The sequence below is a fragment of the Erythrobacter sp. SN6-5 genome, assembly GCF_057364945.1.
In genome coordinates, this window is record NZ_CP200282.1 from 2,150,881 (window position 1) to 2,167,488 (window position 16,608).

Below are 16,608 nucleotides of genomic sequence, written 5' to 3' on the forward strand. Positions count from 1 at the left end.
TTGTAAGCTAGCGCCTATTGATCATCGTCAGGCGGATATTCGCCAGTCGCAGCGTAATGCACCATCTCGGCGACATTGGTTGCGTGATCGCCGATCCGTTCCAGATTGCGAGCCACGAACAGCAACTGAGCCGCGCTGGAAATGGTCGCAGGGTTCTCGACCATGTGGCTTACAAGATTACGGAAAATGCTGTTGTAGAAGGCATCAACCTTGGCGTCGGTTGCGATCACTTCGCGGGCCAAGTCTGGGTCTCGCGCAGCGTAAGCGGTCAGCACATCGTGCACCATTTCGCTCGCCACTTCGCCCATGGCTGGCAGCAGGGTGAGCGGTTCAAACCGGTCTTTGCCGTCAATCTCGCCCACGCGCTTGGCGATGTTTTTCGAATAGTCGCCAATGCGCTCCACCACACCTGCAATTTTCAATGCTGCGATCACTTCGCGTAAATCGTCCGCCATTGGTGCGCGCAGCGCGATGATCCGTACAGAGAGCTTGTCCACTTCTGTTTCAAGCGCGTCGATCTTCTTGTCGTTGGCGACCACTTTTTTGGCGATCTCTTGGTCGCCGCGTACCAGAGCATCGAGCGCACCCTGAATGGCGACCTCCGCAAGACCGCCCATCTCGGCGATCAGGCCGCGAAGCCGGGTGATGTCCTCGTCAAAGGCTTTGACTGTATGTTCTGCCATTTAACCGTACCGTCCCGTGATATAGTCCTGAGTGCGCTTTTCTATCGGGTTGGTGAAGATATCGGAAGTCGGCCCGTATTCGACCATTTTGCCCAAGTGGAAAAAGGCGGTGCGTTGAGAAACGCGCGCGGCCTGCTGCATGGAGTGGGTGACGATCACGATCGCATAGCGACCGGATAACTCGTCGATCAGTTCTTCGATTTTGGCTGTCGCGATCGGGTCCAGCGCAGAGCATGGCTCGTCCATCAGGATCACTTCTGGATCGACTGCAATGGCGCGCGCGATGCACAGGCGCTGCTGCTGACCGCCGGAAAGGGCCGTACCAGATTCGTCGAGGCGGTCCTTTACCTCATCCCACAGACCGGCGCGGGTGAGAGACTTTTCGACCACCTCGTCGATGTCGGGCTTCTTTTCCGCTAGGCCGTGAATTTTCGGGCCGTAAGCGATGTTTTCGTAAATCGACTTCGGAAACGGATTTGGTTTTTGAAACACCATGCCGACGCGCGCGCGCAGCTGAACCACGTCCATTGCATTGCCGTGGATGTCTTCGTCTTCCAGTTCAATAGTGCCGGTAACGCGCGCAACCGGAATGGTGTCATTCATGCGGTTGAAACAGCGTAGGAAGGTCGATTTACCGCAACCAGACGGCCCGATGAAGGCCGTGACATAGTCGGGTGAGATATCAATCGACACCTCATCAATGGCTTTTTTCTCGCCGTAATAGACCGACACATCACGCGCGCGCATCTTTGCGTTCGTGTCTACCAATTTCTCGTGAATGACAGTCACCAGGTCTTCTCGAATTTGTTGCGGAGGTAAATGGCGAGGCCGTTCATCAACAGGAGGAACAGCAGAAGCACAATGATAGCCGCACTTGTCCGTTCGACAAAGCCGCGGTCGATTTCATCGGACCAGAGGAAGATTTGCACCGGTAAGACAGTTGCCGGAGAGGTGAATCCATCAGGCGGTGTCGCCACAAACGCGCGCATACCGATCATCAGCAACGGCGCGGTTTCGCCCAGAGCGCGGGCCATGCCGATGATTGTACCAGTCAGCATGCCAGGCAGGGCCAGTGGCAGGACGTGATGGAACACAACCTGGACAGGCGAAGCTCCAATGGCGAGCGCACCGTCGCGGATTGATGGGGGGACCGCCTTAATCGCATTGCGACCCGAAATGACGATCACTGGCATGGTCATCAGCGCCAAGGTCATGCCGCCGATGAGCGGCGCCGATCGCAGGTTCGGGAACAAGGTCAGAAACACGGCAAGGCCGAGCAGGCCAAAGATGATCGACGGTACCGCGGCGAGATTGTTGATCGAAACCTCGATAATGTCGGTCCAGCGGTTTTTTGGCGCATATTCCTCTAGGTAGAGCGCGGCCAATACACCGATGGGAAACGCCAGCAGCAGCGTGATCGTCATCGTCAGGATCGAGCCCTTCAGCGCGCCCCAAATGCCCACCTGTTGCGGGCTAGTCGCGTCGCTGCGGGTCATGAACCCTGCGTCCCAATTCTTTGAAAGCTTACCGTCGCTCACCAGCTGCTGGGCGAGAGCCTGCATTTCGACTGATCCTTCGCCCGATAGGCCAGCGGCAAGGTCAGAGGATGCGGGCAAGTCGAAGGTGTGAGAACCGCGGATCAATGCCGGGTTGCTGATCAGGTCGCTAGCAACGTCGCGCCAAGCTTCATCGCTAATCTCAGACGCACCGGCATCACCAAGTTCGCGTTCAGCATAGAATTCAACAACGGCGCGTAGACCCTGAGTTTCTAGCGATTGAAGCGCGCCTGGTGAACTGAGGGATTGTGCGTCGCCGGTCAGGCCAGCTTCGGCAAAATCAATCGGCACGGCCAGCTCTGCGCGCTGGAAACCGCCAATCCCGTTCAGCAGCATATTGCCGAGCAGGAAGATCAACACCGCGACGGAAAACACAATCGCGCTAAGCCCGAGCGCGCGGAAACGTCGCTCAGAGCGATAGCGTTGCTCGATCCGCTTGGCGAATTCCGGTGTTCGGGTCGGGTGCACCAGTTCTGGGTTGGCGGTATCAGTCATAGGCCTCTCGGAAGCGTTTGACGACGCGAAGAGCGATAAAGTTGAGCGCCAGCGTGACCATGAACAGCACAAAGCCGAGCGCGAAGGCGCTGAGTGTGGCCGGGTGGTCGAAGCTGCCTTCGCCGGTCAGCATTTTGACGATCTGAACGGTAACGGTGGTCATTCGCTCCAGCGGATTGACCGTCAGGTTGGCTGCGGTTGAGGCGGCCATTACAACGATCATTGTCTCGCCAATCGCGCGGCTGACGGCCAGCATCACGCCAGCGACGATGCCGGGTAGAGCAGCGGGAAACAGCACGCGGCGAATGGTCTCTGATTGGGTCGCACCCATTGCGAGGCTGCCATCGCGCATTGCGCTGGGCACGGCGGCGATGGAATCGTCGGCCATGGACGATACGAACGGGATGATCATCACGCCCATCACAACGCCAGCGGCCAGCGCGCTTTCTGTCGAAGCACCGGAAATACCGACTGCGACCGCCATGTCGCGAATAGCCGGAGCGACTGTGAGCGCAGCGAAGTAGCCGTAAACCACAGTCGGTACGCCCGCGAGAATCTCAAGCGCTGGCTTTACCCAGGCGCGCAGTTTCGGGTTGGCATATTGCGTGAGGTAAATCGCGCTCATCAAACCAAGCGGGATTGCGACAATCATGGCGATGATCGCACCGATAAAGATAGTGCCCCAGAACAGCGGAATCGCGCCATAGCGCGTGCCATCGGCTGCTTCGGGACTGCTCATCGGGTCTGGACCCCAGAAAGAACCGAACAGGAAGTCTATTGGTGAGACCATGCCAAAGAAGCGCACCGTCTCAAACACGAGGCTCGCAAAAATGCCGAACGTCGTCAGGATCGCGACTAGTGAGGCGAGCAACAACACGATCATCACCGTTCGCTCCACCCGGGTGCGGGCGCGGAAATCCGGCTTAATCCGCAGGAACGCATAGGCGCCCCCAGCGAAGGCGATCATCACTGTAACGACCAGTCCGATCAGATTGTAATGCGAGATCGCCTCTCGGAATGGCTCGATCAGAGCCTCCGCATCAGAGTTGAACACGCCTTGCGCGCTGCCGGTGGCGACAGCGCGGGCTTCTGACAGGATCGATTCGCGTTGGAATCCAAAGGAAGGGAGGGCCTCTGCGCCGGGCGATGCGAGTACCGTCTGCATCACGAGTTGCGGTGCGAGGAATGACCACAGCGCAACGAACGCCAGCACAGGCAGGGCAACCCAGACGGCGACATACCATGCGTGATAGGTTGGACGCGCGACCAGGCGAACAGTGGCGTCGGATTTCTGGAAGCTCCACGCCTTCGCACGGCCAGCCAGCCATCCGGCAAGGCCGAGGCCAATAGCGATCAGGATGAGCGTAATCGGCGACATTTCTTAGCCCTGTTTACCCCTGAGAATCGCTACAGGATCAGCATCAGTTTGAGTGCCTGCGCCCGCGATGTTGAAGAAATAAGACAAATTCATGACAGCGAATTGGAGGCACCGGACTGGTCTGCTCTGCGCCCTTTGATATCGCTATCTTTTGTGTCCTGTTGCGGTTGATCATTTTCTTGTGTCTCGAGCGGGATTCGCACGATTACCTGAGTGCCTTGACCCAATTCGCTCTCAATTTCGAGCCTTCCGCGATGACGCTCCACAATATGTTTCACAATCGCGAGGCCCAATCCCGTTCCGCCAGAGGCTCGACTGCGCCCTGGATCGGTTCGGTAAAAGCGGCGGGTAAGATGCGGTAAGTGTTCTGGCGGGATGCCTTCGCCAGTGTTTGCGACTCTCAGCCGGGCCTGCTGCATGTCCTTAGAGCGGACAAGATCGACGGATACCGGCCCATCTTCTTCGCCATATTTCATCGCGTTATCCACGAGATTGCGTACCAATTGCTCCAATTGTTGCATATCGCCGCGAATATCGACCGCCTCAAATTCGCCAAGTTGCAGCCGTTCGATCCGCTGCGCGCCTGCCGCGTCGCGCGCTGCTCGAGCTACGATTGGTGCGAGTTCGAGCAGTTCACTTGGTTTGTCATGCTTTTCTGCCTCGATCCGCGAGAGCGACATCAGATCAGCCACCAATGCCTGCATGCGATTGGCCTCGCGCTGGATGGTGCCGAGAAACTTCTGCGGGATCGGCGAGATCGAGAGTTTCGGAGCTCTCGCTGAGCGTCTCAGTATAACCAATGATACCGGCCAGCGGCGTGCGCAGTTCGTGGCTCGCATTGGCGACAAAATCCGTGTGTGCGCGGCTGATATCGGCCTCGGCGGTTTTGTTGATCAGCTCGATCACCGCCAGACTTTCGTCAATCGCTTGACGGTTGATCTGCCAGATGTCCCGCCGCCGCACGAGGCCGCGCACAACCGCTCTACCGCTGCGCCCTTTTGACAGCAGTGAAATAGCCTTTGGTTGGCGAAAAGCCATGCGTGCATCCTGCCCGACCACGTGTTCGCCCAGCATCTTGCGCGCGGTGCGATTGGCGATGGCAATGGTGTTGTTTTCCGTCACTAGGAGAGGCGTTGCCGAGTTTTCGATCAACTTGCGCATGGCGTTTTGGGTCAGCGGCGGTTCGGCCTTTGTGCTGGGCGGATCGGGCGCGGTAGAAGTGGCGAGCACCAAAGACCCCAACCAAACAAGCAAGACGGCGCAGACAACAATGAAGTCCACGCCGAGCAGCAGCAAAGCGACAAACGTCACCAGCGCCAAAAGCGCGCTCACCGGAGGGATTGAGTTCTGGCTGCCCATCGCGATTTCGCCTGTAACCCCAAGCGACTAGCGTGGGAAGGGCGCAGCATCATTTGCGCCGGAAATCGGCGTTTAAACTGTGGTTTTGTAAGGAGGTGGTGACCCCTACGGGAATCGAACCCGTGTTTCAGCCGTGAAAGGGCCGCGTCCTAACCGCTAGACGAAGGGGCCACACTTGTGTGCGAGGCCGCGCATCTAGTGGGGTAGTGGTTGGCGGTCAAGCCTGTAATCGAAGAACTTCGCGGTTTCTGGCAATCAATCGGCAAAGGCGGCGTCTTCGAGGTGCAATTCTGCTGCGGGCCTTGGGCCCCAATCGTCGATCTTCGCGCGCCCGGCGAGATGGAAACGACGGCCTTTTGATCGGTGGATCAGGGTTTGCGCCATTTCGGTTTCCGCCGCGCGAAAGGCGATGGCTTTAAACGATTTGCCATCTTCACCCGCCGCGATCAGGCGCAAATGATCTTTGCCAACAATATCGGCTTTGATGATGCGCACTGGCCCCACGGCCAAACGCGGGGCGGGCCAGCCAACCCCGTAAGGACCAGCCGCTTCCAGCGTCTCGACCAGTTCTGGCGTCAGCCCGCCGGGAGCAACCGACAGATCGAGCTGCATGCGCTGGCCAAGGCGCGCCCGCTCAATATCCTTGGCGAGGCGCGTGTCGAGGAATTCTGTGAAAGCGGGGAGTTTGTCATTCTCGATCGTCAGACCCGCCGCCATCGCATGTCCGCCGCCCGCCACCAGCAGACCTTCTTCACGAGCAGCGATGATCGCCGCGCCCAGATCAACGCCGCTGATTGAGCGGCCCGAGCCTTTGCCTTGCCCCTCTGCCTCATCACGGGCGATTACGATGGCGGGGCGGCCGGTTTTCTCCTTGATGCGCCCGGCGACAATACCGATTACGCCCGGATGCCAGCCATCCCCTGCAAGCACGTGGACCGCATGGTTGTGTTGGCTTTCAAGCTGCCGTTCGGCTTCTTCTTGGACCTCGGCCTCAATGGCGCGGCGTTCTTCATTGAGCTGGCTTAATTGTTCCGCAATGGCGCGCGCTTCCTCTGGATCACGCGTCGTCAGCAGCTTCACACCCAATGTCGACTCGCCAATCCGCCCGCCAGCATTAATCCGCGGGCCAAGCGCAAAGCCAAGATCGCTTGCTTGTGGCGCGCGTTTAAGGCGACTTGCATCCATTAGGGCCGCCATGCCGATCCGCTCGCGGCGGGCCAGAATTTTCAACCCTTGCGCAACGAAAGCGCGATTGAGTCCATGCAGCGCGGCAACATCGGCCACAGTGCCCAGGGCAACCAGATCGAGTAGCGCCATTAGGTCAGGCTCTTTGCGATCTTTGAAATAGCCCTCGCTGCGCAGGTTTCTGACCAGCGCGATAGCTAGTAGGAATGCGACCCCGACGGCGGCTAAATGACCGTGCGCGGCGGCAAGGTCGTTTTCATCCAACCTGTTGGGGTTCACCAAAGCGGTGGTTGGTGGCAATTCGGCGCCGCATTTGTGATGGTCAACGACAATCACATCGATGCCTTCGTCTCGGGCCATACCAAGCGCTTCATACGCCATCGCGCCGCAATCGACGGTAACGATCAGGCTTGATCCTGACCGCGCGAGCTTGACCAAGGCCTCGCCGCTAGGGCCGTATCCCTCCAGCAAGCGGTCAGGAATGTAATATCCTGCCTCAACCCCTAATTCGCGTAGTAGCTGAACCAGCAAGGCGGAGCTTGTTGCTCCGTCCACGTCATAATCGCCGTAAATCGTGATCTGCTCACCGCTTAAGACGGCTTTGGCGATCCGCGAGGCTGCGCTCTCCATGTCGTTAAATTCGGATGGGTCGGGTAAAAACTCGCGCATGGTGGGTTTGGCATGGCGCGATATATCCTCGCGCGCGACACCGCGTGTCAGCAGCAATTGGGTGAGGATGTCGCTCGTCAACGTATTGGCCTCCGCACCCAATTCCATATTGCCGCCGCGCCATTGCCAGGCGCGCTCTGACAGAGACGATGCGACGCCTAAAACGTGAGAGATTGCGAGAGATGCCATGCTGCGAAGCTTAGCCTATTGTTTCGCTGCGTGACAGCGTCGCTGATTGACAATCGACAGCCCGCTCGCTTGTGGTGGCTGGATGGAAAACAATGCTCCGCTTCTCATCATCTGGCACAGCCGCACAGGGGCCAGCGAGGCCATGGCTAAGGCTGTAGCTGATGGGGCAGGCGAGGGCAGTGTACTCATGAAGGCGCAGGATGTGACGAGCGCAGATTTGCTCTCAGCAGGCGGTTACATCTTCGCTTGTCCTGAAAACCTTGCGACGATGAGCGGCGCGATGAAAGAGATGTTTGATGCACATTATTATGATGTGTTCGGACAGATTGAGGGCAGACCTTATGCCAGCATCATTGCCGCTGGATCGGACGGGGAAGGGGCGCAGCGCCAGCTGGATCGGATCGCAACCGGGTGGCGGTTGAAAAGGGTCGCTGATCCGATAATCGTCAACTTCTCAGCTCAGACTCCGCAAGAGATTATTGCAGTAAAACAGGTGCCGCCAGCAGTTTTGGAGCAATCACGCGCGTTGGGCGAGGCATTGTCAGAAGGGTTGCGAATGGGGGTTTTCTGACCAGTTGTTTGGCTTTCCCCTAGCAAAACCAAGACGGGACTCGACGATGACTAAGAATCAGGTCACTATCTTGTTGCAAACGATCTGAAATTTCGCGCCGGGACGAGGAAGGGGGCGGAGATAGTCGATCACGACGGACAAACTGGCTCTCCGGGCCTGTACCTGCTGTTTGCGAAAGGCGAGCGGCCGGATCGTGCCGCCATGAAGGAATTCTTCGCGGCGCAAAACACTGTGCTGTTGTCCCATGATCCCTGTGATGCCTCGCCGCTGCAATTGGTGGGGACGGATCACGTGCACTCAGATAAACCGGCCAGCGCTGCCAATCCTGAGGCACAAGAATATGCCTGGATGGAGCTATTGCGCGAAGGGCTGACCTTCGACCTGGAAGGTATCGCACCTGGCCCGCCATCTGGATTCCCTGAAATTGAGCACCGCTTTGATCTGGAGCAAGCGCCGAACGGATTTCGTTTCGATGCGATGCGAATTTCGGTGGGGCAGCATCTCTCAGGTGGGGAGCGTTCGTTGCCGATTATGCGCGGCATGGTAGGGCTGGCTCGCGATTTGACGCACCATTTTGACGATGTGGAGGCCGTTGTCTGGTCTCCTTCAAAAAGTGCGATTGGCCGCCAGTATTTCGAATCTGTCTCAACTGCATGGATTGGGGGCGGGTCCTTTCCCGCGCTCGGCTTAACGGCCTTTCGCGAGACGATTGACGGGGCGCTGCAGACAGTGGGTCTCGACTATTGGATTGGTCAGGATCTGCGGATTGAGCCGCCTTTGGCCAATGGGAAGGTTTCCGCCACCAGGCTTGGAGTGCGGTTGGTCAATCAATTGATCTTGGTTGGCGGGCTGAGTGAGAGCGAGCGGATTGTCGCGCCAGACGGCAGCCGATTGATCATGCGTCCATCGAAGAATGGAAAATTTGTGAGGGTTTGGCGCGAATAGGAACGGCTGAGGGGGCAACATGCACGGCAATATCGGGCCAGCGCATGCGCCTGCGTTGGCGATACGGCGCGCGGTCATCCCGTTCCGATCGGTCAATCGCCGTAGAGAGCCGGGATACGATGCGGGCCTGCAGCGGCATCATTTGTTGCCCAGGCAATTGCTGCGGCGCGACTGCTTTGGCCATTTGTTCGGCGATGTAAGTCGCACAGCCATTGGCTTTGATGACTTCCGCGCGAACGGCCTTCTGCTCCCATCCAATGAAGACGCGGCGGTTCGCACGGGCATGCCGCTGCATCGGGGGCCGCATCGTCACTACAACGAGATGGTGATCGAGCGCGTTGGCCGGATTGAGCAGAGCTGGGCCGATACCCGCATCCACGATCCAGAGACCGCGTTCATTGAGGCTTTGATGCGTTTGCAATTGCTGCAAAGAGCGCTGCGTACTTATCTGCTTAGCCAAACGCAAGTTGCTGCTCAATCGCAAGGATCCGCTGGGCAGCGGTTATGATTTCACAGAGCTCGATATGATGGCCGAGCAGCTATGGAAGGCGACCTAAGTTTGCTGTCTTTCAGCAAGCCCGTCAGTCGGCCCAGCTTGTGTAGTCCGACTTGGTGAGCAGCGCCGCTTTCGCCGCGTGATACTCCGCCTCAAACTTGCTGACCATGTCCTCAACTGTATCGACCGATTTGATCGCGCCGACGCCTTGTCCAGAGCCCCAGATGTCTTTCCAAGCTTTGGCTTTGGTGTTGCCGCCGCTGCCGAAGTTCATCTTGGACGGGTCACTTTCCGGCAGGTTGTCAGGATCAAGCCCAGCGTTCTCGATCGAGCTGCGTAGGTAGTTGCCGTGCACGCCGGTGAACAGGTTTGAATAGACGATGCCGTCCGCTGATCCCTCAACGATGCCGTCCTTATAGGCTTGGTCAGCATTGGCTTCTTTGGTCGCGATGAAGGCGCTACCCGCATAGCCGAAGTCTGCGCCCATAGCTTGGGCAGCCAGGATCGATGCGCCGTTTGCGATCGAGCCCGACAGAGCGACCAGCCCGTCAAACCATTCACGGATTTCCTGCATCAAGGCGAAGGGTGAGAGCGTGCCAGCATGGCCGCCAGCGCCAGCGGCGACCGGGATCAGACCATCTGCGCCCTTTTCAATCGCCTTCTTGGCAAAGCGGTTGTTGATCACATCGTGCATGGTGATGCCGCCCCAATTGCGCACTGCATCGAAGATCTCTGTCCGCGCGCCGAGCGAGGTGATGACCAGCGGCACTTGCCATTTCTCGCAAGTCGCCATGTCGGCCATGACGCGGTCGTTTGACTTGTGCACGATCTGGTTGACGGCAAACGGCGCAGCTGGCCGGTCTGGGTTCTCGCGGTTGTGCTTGGCCAGCTCTTCGGTGATCTGGTGCAGCCATTCGTCGAGCAGCGTCTGCGGGCGGGCATTCAGCGCTGGGAAGCTGCCGATGATCCCGGCCTTGCACTGAGCGATCACCAGTTCAGGACCAGAAACGATGAACAGGGGGAGCCGATCAGCGGCAAGCGAAGGCGATCAAATGGAGCGGGAAGAGACATCAATTTCTCCGTCAATGCGGTCGTGGTTTCAGGCAGTTAGTCTGCGCTTCTACGCTCAGTCCATAGCGCCGGTTCCCGCCCTGTCGAGCGCCAAGCGCAGTCGGGTCGCGACCAGCCCCCATTGCCGTAACGGAATGTGATGCGATCAAGCGGTAAGAACCTCTTCAATGCCATAGAAGCGCGCTGCATTGCTCGGCATAGAGCGCGGCTTTCTCTTCCGCACTTGCGCCCGCTGTGATCCGCTTGAACGCGTTCCACAGAACCGGGTAGGTCGCGCCCCAGCGATCAACCGGATAGTTGCTTTCGAACATCGCACGCTGCGGTCCAAAGGCCTCAATGCAGGTCTCGATATAGGGCTTCCACATGGCGGCGAGCTCTTCCGATCCCATGCCCGCTGCGGGGCCTTGTTCAGGCATTGCGCAATTGTGCATCGCCAATCCGCCCAGCTTCACCATGACATTGGGGCATTTGCCAAGTTCGATGATATTGCTGCGCCAGATGTCGAAGCGTTCCTCCAGCTTGCCAGTGTAGCTCGCAGTGCCGAGCGGTGTGCCGCAATGGTCAAGGCAGATCGGTTGGTCGGGGAAGGTGCGTGCAAGGTCGATCACATCGGGCAATTGCGGCTCCAGGATCCAGGCGTCGAAGGTGAGCCCGCGTTTCCCAAGCTCAGCAAAGCCTGCGCGGAAGCTCGCATCACGGTAAAGCTCTGGCGGCGCGTGAAACGGAGGGCCGAGCACTTCAGGGTCCGCATCCCAAGCGCCCTGATGGCGGATGCCCTTGAACCGGCTGTTTGCCCGCGTCCCGCCTGCCTCAATCAGAGCATCCAGCACTGGGCCTGCGCCTTCGCCCAGCAGCATGTTGGCATGGCCGATGATGCCCGCACAGGCGCGCAGGGGACCGTAAAGCCCGCTGGCCGATTGCGCCGCAACGCCGTTCACAAACTCAACCTCACCGACCGGCTTCAGGTCTTCGCCCAGCGCCGCATTGTAGAACGCGCCGCATTCCATGAAGACGGTGCCGATGACGTTATGGCCCGTTTGCAGGTCCGCATGCAGTTGATCGAAGGTGTAATACGCCGCATCCACCAGCGTTTCGATGAAGCGATGCCGGGGCTCTGGGAACATCGGCAGCATCGGCCGAAGGTCCCACAGGTGATGATGCGGATCGATGATCGGCAATTCAGGCTCAAGTATCACTTCACTCATTGCATTGTCTCTCCCTTGAGCCTTGGCCCCTTAAGCTAGGCATAGCCACTCCGTTCGCCGCACGCAAAGCACGTTTGGAACAGCTGGAACACAGTCTTAGGTTCAAAAACCAATCGATCACAGCGGCGCCATCTGATCGATTTTTCCGATTAACCCGCTGTGTCCGCACGCATGCCATAATGAACGCTTAGCGCGCCGTGCCAAGGTAGGAAATGCTGCCTTACGTCAATCCGCGTATGACCTGCCAAGATCACCTTTAATCAAACCTTGCGAAGGCTCTGCCCGACAGCAATCGAGCCAGGACCATAGCGATGTATCATACCAAGATTGACCCGGTTAATGCGCGGTTGGCGCGGTTGCAGGTGTATGAAATCGATGATCCTGATAAACCTGTTTACCACCAACTTAGCGACATTTTGAGTGCGGCGGTGTCGCAAACTGCGGCAATCTATGTCGATCAATATGCGAAGGTTATGGGTCTGACCCTAAACGACGAGGGTCGCGAGGCGTATATCGAGGAGGTGACCAGGCATTTGCTGGTGAAATATCACCCGCCTTATGACGAAGCATGGATAAACCGCCGCGAGGATATTGCCGAGCTGGTCTATACCTCACGCACTGACCCTGCGGGGCATCTCGGCGCGCTCAGCGTTTCACAACAGTTTGAATTGCGCACAGTTTTCCAATCTACTGACAACGTCGAAGAAGGCATGTCGCTGGTCACCGAATTGAGCCGCCTGCACACCATGGATGCTGAAATCCTGCTGACCAAAAATCAGCAATGCCGTGAGAATGAACATTACAAATGGGTGGCCAAACAAACGGAAATGTTTCGGGCGGCTGTAAGTGACGCAGTGGAGCGCGCGGCAGAGCAGAGCGAAGAGAGCAATCATAAGGCCGATCAAGCCAGCAATTTGATCCGTGATTTGCGGGCTCTTGCGGATGAGGTTTCGGTTGCGTCGAGTGAATCTGCGGCGGCCATGGGCGATGCCGCCAACACAGCAGGTGGTTTGCGTATGACCCTGGACGATATGACCTGCGAACTTTCCCGCGCGTCACAATCCTTAGCAGCCGCCACGCAAGTTGCGGAGGAAACCCACGAGACCGTCGATGATCTAACCTCGCAAACCGCATCTATCCAATCGATTGCACAGATGATTCAGTCGATCACTTCGCAAACCAGCATTCTGGCGCTGAACGCCCGGATTGAAGCGGCGAGGGCAGGCGAGGCGGGGCGCGGGTTTTCTGTCGTCGCTAGTGAGATCAAAGGCTTATCTGAACAAACCGCCAAAGCGACCGAGGATATCGTTTCGCGATTGGGCGGGATCGAAAAGGCCAGCGACCGCGCACTGAATGCAAACCGGACAATGCACGAAACATTTAGGGCTGTACGAGATGTCACTCAATCGGTCTGTAATGAAGTGACGTTGCAAGGTACAACGGTAACAAAGATCGCGGCAAGCGTTGATGAAACATCACTAAGTGCACGTTCATCCAGCGAAGCAGTGCAGCGCATTCGTGAGCTGGTTGATGGGATCGCCAAAGAGATGACCGCCGCAACCGGTTTGACCAGTGATTTGAAAGCACAAATCTCAAACCTGCAAGCTGGCGCAGATGACTTCTTGCAAAGCCTATCACTCAATGCTGTGCGGGGTGCGTTGAACAAAAGGCGGCGTGAAGGCGGGGCCGCGCTCAAATCAGCGCTCTAACAAGGCGGTGCCGATTGCGCGGTTGAGATCAGCTGCATTGGCCGTATTGCCAAGCGAGACAACCACTCTGCGGGGCTTCTTCGGGGAAGCCGGGCGCGTCATGAAGAGGGCGCGATAACCTGCATTCGCCCCAGTGTGCCAGACATTCGCGATGCCGCCGTTACCATCCGGCGACAGCATAACGCCAAAGCCATAATGTGTGCCGGGCATGAAGTCTGTTTCGGCCTCCGGCGTGAGCATTGCTTTGGCTATCTCTGTGGGGATTGCGCTTTCTTCTCCGGCTGCTGCATCGAGTAAGGCGGCGACGAAACGGGCGTAGTCCTCTGAGGTGGACCATAGACCTGCCGCGGCCTGTTCCGGATAGATGTGCCAGCTGTTTTCGATGGCGCTGAAAATGCCTTGGGTAGGTGCAAATCCTGAATCCGCGCCAACGACAGTCAGAGGCGCGATTTCAGCCTCGATTGTGCGCTGAGCGAATGTGCTCTGCGTCATGCCGAGTGGGCCGAGCAACAGCTCGTCGGCTAGTGTCTCTAAGTTCTGGCCTGTGGTGTCTTCCGCCCATAATTGGGCGACGGTGTAGCCGCCGCCTGAGTAGCGAAATTCGCCTGGAATGCCGTCAAATGTGAGCTGAGATTCGAAAATTCGCGGGGGCGTATCTATGACATCGGCAGTGCTAAGCAGAGCGCTGTTACGGGGATAGCCGGGGTAGCCCGATTGTGATGCGCCGGTTGTGTGGGACAGCAACTGGCGCAAAGTAACCGGTCTGTTGCCGCCTTCGAGTGAGGCAATGTCTACAGAGGTGATCTGCCCGCGTATGTCCTGATCCAGGCTGACGCCTTGCTGCTCAGCCAGGATTAGAATGACGGTAGCGGCGACCGCCTTGGAAAGGCTGGCAACCTGCATCAATCCGCCTTGTTTGGCGCGCCCAAAATAGAGGCTTTGCGGTTCTTCATCTGCATCCAGCACAGTCACGCTCAGCGCAGTGACGCCGAGCTGATCTGCCTCGGCCGCAATGAGTTTTGGAATGTCCTCCAGTCCCGTTTCAACGAGGTTTCGCTCAAATTTGGGATTGAGCGATGGTTCGAAAAGGCTCGCAATGCCAATGCCTGCGACAGGCAGGAGGATGACCGTAAGCACTCCCGCAATCACGATCTTCCATTTCGACATTGCGTTCCCCCGCGCGCCAGTCTTGCCTTACTTGATGGCCGAATTCGCCGCGCTCAGCACAGCGCGAACACTGGCGGTTGAGACGTCTTCGTCAATGCCAACACCCCAGATGGTGCGTCCGCCGCTCTCGCATTGCAGGTAAGCAGCGGCGCGGGCATTGCGGCCAGAACCGAGTGCGTGTTCGGTGTAATCGAGCACTTTGAGGTCGAGGCCGAAATTCTCCTCCAGTGTAGTTAGCACGCTGGAAATCAGGCCGTTGCCGCGCCCGCTGACGCTTTGTTCTTGTCCGGCAACGGTGATTGTCCCGGCGAAGACCCGCGTGCCATCACCTGTGCGGCTTTCCTCATAACGCACCAGCTGAAAATGCTTATTCTCGGTCTGGACATGATAAGTCGCTTTGAACGCATCCCAAATGTCTGCCGCGTTCAGTTCACGGCCCAGCTCATCAGCCATGTTCTGAACATGACGGCTGAAATCAGCCTGCATTTTCTTAGGCAGTTTCAGGCCTTGGTCTTGTTCCAGAACCCATGCGAACCCGCCTTTGCCGCTTTGCGAATTGACCCGAATAACAGCCTCGTAATTGCGGCCCAGATCTGCTGGATCGATCGGCAGATAGGGGACGCGCCAGCTTTCATCATTTTGGGTGCCCCGCGCTTCGAAGCCTTTCTTGATCGCGTCCTGGTGGCTACCGGAAAAGGCGGTGAAGACCAGCTCTCCGCCATAGGGATGGCGTTCGTGCACGGGCAGATCGTTGCAATATTCCACTGTCTCGATCACGCGGTCTATATCAGAAAAATCGAGGCCGGGGTCGATCCCTTGCGTGTACATGTTGAGCGCTACGGTGACGAGGCAGCAATTGCCGGTGCGCTCACCATTGCCGAACAAGCAGCCTTCGACGCGGTCTGCACCAGCCATCAAACCCAGTTCCGCTGCGGCCACGCCGGTGCCGCGGTCATTATGGGTGTGCAGGCTGATCACCGCGCTATCGCGGTTCGGCAGATTCCGACAGAAATACTCAATCTGGTCGGCGTAGATATTGGGCGTTGCCGCCTCGACCGTGGCAGGTAGGTTGAGAATGATTGGATGGTCCGGCGTCGGCGCCAGTACGCCCATCACAGCCTCACACACTTCAATGCTAAAATCCAATTCAGCGGTAGAGAACGTCTCGGGCGAATATTGGAAATGCCAGTCTGTGTCAGGCCGCGCGCCCGCCTCGTCACGCATTACCTTGGCCCCGGCAACGGCAATTTCGCGCACTTCGTCTTTCGACATGCGGAACACGATATCGCGCCATGCGGGCGAAACGGCGTTGTAGAGGTGGACGATCGCTCCGCGTGCGCCAGCCAGACTCTCAAAAGAGGTGCGGATCAAATCCTCTCGGCTTTGCGTCAGCACCTGGACCAGCACGTCTTCGGGGATGCGGTCTGACTTTACGAGGCCTGAGATGAAGTCGAACTCGGTCGCGCCCGCGCTGGGAAAGCCAACCTCGATTTCTTTCACCCCGACCTCAATCAGAAGATCAAAGAAGCGGTTCTTCTTCACCGCATCCATCGGATCGATGATTGACTGATTGCCATCGCGCAGGTCGGTCGACAGCCAGCGCGGAGGGGAGATGATCTGCTGAGCTTAGCCATTGCCGGTCTGGCAGATTGATCTGGGGGAAGGGGTGATATTTTCGCGAAGGCTGGTTGAGCATAGGCATGATGGCGCGGCTTTCGTGTGCTTGTAAGTGCCATTTGGCAGCTGAATTTTACGACTGTTTGGCGGGTTTGTTTGCTTCCCTTGGGCGCTGCGCATGCCCGGCCGGGAGCATACGTCAGGTCACGCCCAAGGGCGCGTAAGTCGTAGGAATAGCTGCGTGCGTGTTCGCGTCATGAATAACTGCATCGCGCAGAATGGCGCGCATGGCAAGTGCCAAGGATTTTTCGTG

General features: G+C 57.9%; 12 protein-coding genes, 1 tRNA gene and 3 pseudogenes. 4 read left to right on the top strand and 12 right to left on the bottom strand.

The window, feature by feature from the left end; genetic code table 11:
* Positions 1–14: 14 nt before the first annotated feature.
* From phoU to recJ, 8 genes are all read right to left on the bottom strand, one after another.
* Positions 15–683 (bottom strand): phosphate signaling complex protein PhoU, encoded by a 669-nt coding sequence (gene phoU, locus AC0V6Z_RS10645; protein ID WP_472638472.1) that lies wholly within the window; start codon positions 681–683, stop codon positions 15–17.
* Complete coding sequence (gene pstB, locus AC0V6Z_RS10650) at positions 684–1,430, bottom strand: phosphate ABC transporter ATP-binding protein PstB (protein ID WP_472640893.1); 747 nt, start codon at positions 1,428–1,430, stop codon at positions 684–686.
* Positions 1,431–1,468: 38 nt separating this feature from the next.
* Entirely contained in the window at positions 1,469–2,734 is a 1,266-nt protein-coding gene (gene pstA / locus AC0V6Z_RS10655) for a phosphate ABC transporter permease PstA (protein WP_472638473.1), read from the bottom strand.
* Positions 2,727–4,112 (bottom strand): phosphate ABC transporter permease subunit PstC, encoded by a 1,386-nt coding sequence (gene pstC, locus AC0V6Z_RS10660; protein WP_472638474.1) that lies wholly within the window; start codon positions 4,110–4,112, stop codon positions 2,727–2,729. Before pstC ends, pstA begins: the two co-directional genes overlap by 8 nt.
* Positions 4,113–4,201: 89 nt before the next feature.
* On the bottom strand, positions 4,202–4,816 hold the full coding sequence (locus AC0V6Z_RS10665; protein WP_472638475.1) for a sensor histidine kinase: 615 nt from the start codon (positions 4,814–4,816) through the stop codon (positions 4,202–4,204).
* Positions 4,797–5,471: a histidine kinase dimerization/phospho-acceptor domain-containing protein gene (locus AC0V6Z_RS10670; RefSeq protein ID WP_472638476.1), complete on the bottom strand. Its 675-nt coding sequence runs from the start codon at positions 5,469–5,471 to the stop codon at positions 4,797–4,799. Before AC0V6Z_RS10670 ends, AC0V6Z_RS10665 begins: the two co-directional genes overlap by 20 nt.
* A gap of 96 nt (positions 5,472–5,567) precedes the next feature.
* Positions 5,568–5,642 (bottom strand) — tRNA-Glu (locus tag AC0V6Z_RS10675).
* 84 nt (positions 5,643–5,726) lie between these two features.
* The gene (recJ, locus tag AC0V6Z_RS10680) at positions 5,727–7,514 is read right to left on the bottom strand and encodes a single-stranded-DNA-specific exonuclease RecJ (protein ID WP_472638477.1); all 1,788 of its coding nucleotides are present in this window, start codon (positions 7,512–7,514) and stop codon (positions 5,727–5,729) included.
* Positions 7,515–7,596: 82 nt separating this feature from the next.
* Here recJ and AC0V6Z_RS10685 point away from each other — a divergent pair, with 82 nt between their 5' ends.
* The 3 genes from AC0V6Z_RS10685 to AC0V6Z_RS10695 all read left to right on the top strand — a co-directional run bounded on the left by AC0V6Z_RS10685 (position 7,597) and on the right by AC0V6Z_RS10695 (position 9,538).
* A complete protein-coding gene (locus AC0V6Z_RS10685) occupies positions 7,597–8,085 on the top strand; it encodes a flavodoxin family protein (RefSeq protein WP_472640894.1) in 489 nt (162 codons plus the stop codon).
* Between the two features lie 201 nt (positions 8,086–8,286).
* Positions 8,287–9,030 (top strand): hypothetical protein, encoded by a 744-nt coding sequence (locus AC0V6Z_RS10690; RefSeq protein WP_472638478.1) that lies wholly within the window; start codon positions 8,287–8,289, stop codon positions 9,028–9,030.
* Between the two features lie 19 nt (positions 9,031–9,049).
* Positions 9,050–9,538 (top strand): AHH domain-containing protein, encoded by a 489-nt coding sequence (locus tag AC0V6Z_RS10695; RefSeq protein ID WP_472638479.1) that lies wholly within the window; start codon positions 9,050–9,052, stop codon positions 9,536–9,538.
* 73 nt (positions 9,539–9,611) lie between these two features.
* Here AC0V6Z_RS10695 and AC0V6Z_RS10700 read toward each other — a convergent pair.
* Together AC0V6Z_RS10700 and AC0V6Z_RS10705 are read right to left on the bottom strand one after the other, a co-directional pair.
* Positions 9,612–10,597, bottom strand: a pseudogene (locus AC0V6Z_RS10700) (NAD(P)H-dependent flavin oxidoreductase).
* 145 nt (positions 10,598–10,742) lie between these two features.
* Positions 10,743–11,802, bottom strand: a pseudogene (locus AC0V6Z_RS10705) (amidohydrolase family protein).
* A 311-nt stretch (positions 11,803–12,113) separates the two neighbouring features.
* Here AC0V6Z_RS10705 and AC0V6Z_RS10710 point away from each other — a divergent pair.
* Positions 12,114–13,511, top strand: coding sequence for a methyl-accepting chemotaxis protein (locus AC0V6Z_RS10710; RefSeq protein WP_472638480.1), 1,398 nt, complete (start codon positions 12,114–12,116; stop codon positions 13,509–13,511).
* Here the strand turns inward: AC0V6Z_RS10710 and AC0V6Z_RS10715 are convergent.
* Positions 13,500–14,678 carry a serine hydrolase domain-containing protein gene (locus tag AC0V6Z_RS10715; protein WP_472638481.1) on the bottom strand — a complete coding sequence of 393 codons (1,179 nt, stop codon included), beginning with the start codon at positions 14,676–14,678 and terminating at the stop codon, positions 13,500–13,502. The genes AC0V6Z_RS10710 and AC0V6Z_RS10715 overlap by 12 nt on opposite strands.
* A gap of 27 nt (positions 14,679–14,705) precedes the next feature.
* Positions 14,706–16,380, bottom strand: a pseudogene (gene leuA / locus AC0V6Z_RS10720) (2-isopropylmalate synthase).
* Between the last annotated feature and the right edge of the window lie 228 nt (positions 16,381–16,608).

Coding starts and splice junctions, on each gene's coding strand:
- phoU (WP_472638472.1), bottom strand. CDS start 683: ATGGCAGAACATACAGTCAAAGCCTTTGACGAGGACATCACCCGGCTT.
- pstB (WP_472640893.1), bottom strand. CDS start 1,430: ATGCGCGCGCGTGATGTGTCGGTCTATTACGGCGAGAAAAAAGCCATT.
- pstA (WP_472638473.1), bottom strand. CDS start 2,734: ATGACTGATACCGCCAACCCAGAACTGGTGCACCCGACCCGAACACCG.
- pstC (WP_472638474.1), bottom strand. CDS start 4,112: ATGTCGCCGATTACGCTCATCCTGATCGCTATTGGCCTCGGCCTTGCC.
- AC0V6Z_RS10665 (WP_472638475.1), bottom strand. CDS start 4,816: ATGCAGGCATTGGTGGCTGATCTGATGTCGCTCTCGCGGATCGAGGCA.
- AC0V6Z_RS10670 (WP_472638476.1), bottom strand. CDS start 5,471: ATGGGCAGCCAGAACTCAATCCCTCCGGTGAGCGCGCTTTTGGCGCTG.
- recJ (WP_472638477.1), bottom strand. CDS start 7,514: ATGGCATCTCTCGCAATCTCTCACGTTTTAGGCGTCGCATCGTCTCTG.
- AC0V6Z_RS10685 (WP_472640894.1), top strand. CDS start 7,597: ATGGAAAACAATGCTCCGCTTCTCATCATCTGGCACAGCCGCACAGGG.
- AC0V6Z_RS10690 (WP_472638478.1), top strand. CDS start 8,287: ATGAAGGAATTCTTCGCGGCGCAAAACACTGTGCTGTTGTCCCATGAT.
- AC0V6Z_RS10695 (WP_472638479.1), top strand. CDS start 9,050: ATGCACGGCAATATCGGGCCAGCGCATGCGCCTGCGTTGGCGATACGG.
- AC0V6Z_RS10710 (WP_472638480.1), top strand. CDS start 12,114: ATGTATCATACCAAGATTGACCCGGTTAATGCGCGGTTGGCGCGGTTG.
- AC0V6Z_RS10715 (WP_472638481.1), bottom strand. CDS start 14,678: ATGTCGAAATGGAAGATCGTGATTGCGGGAGTGCTTACGGTCATCCTC.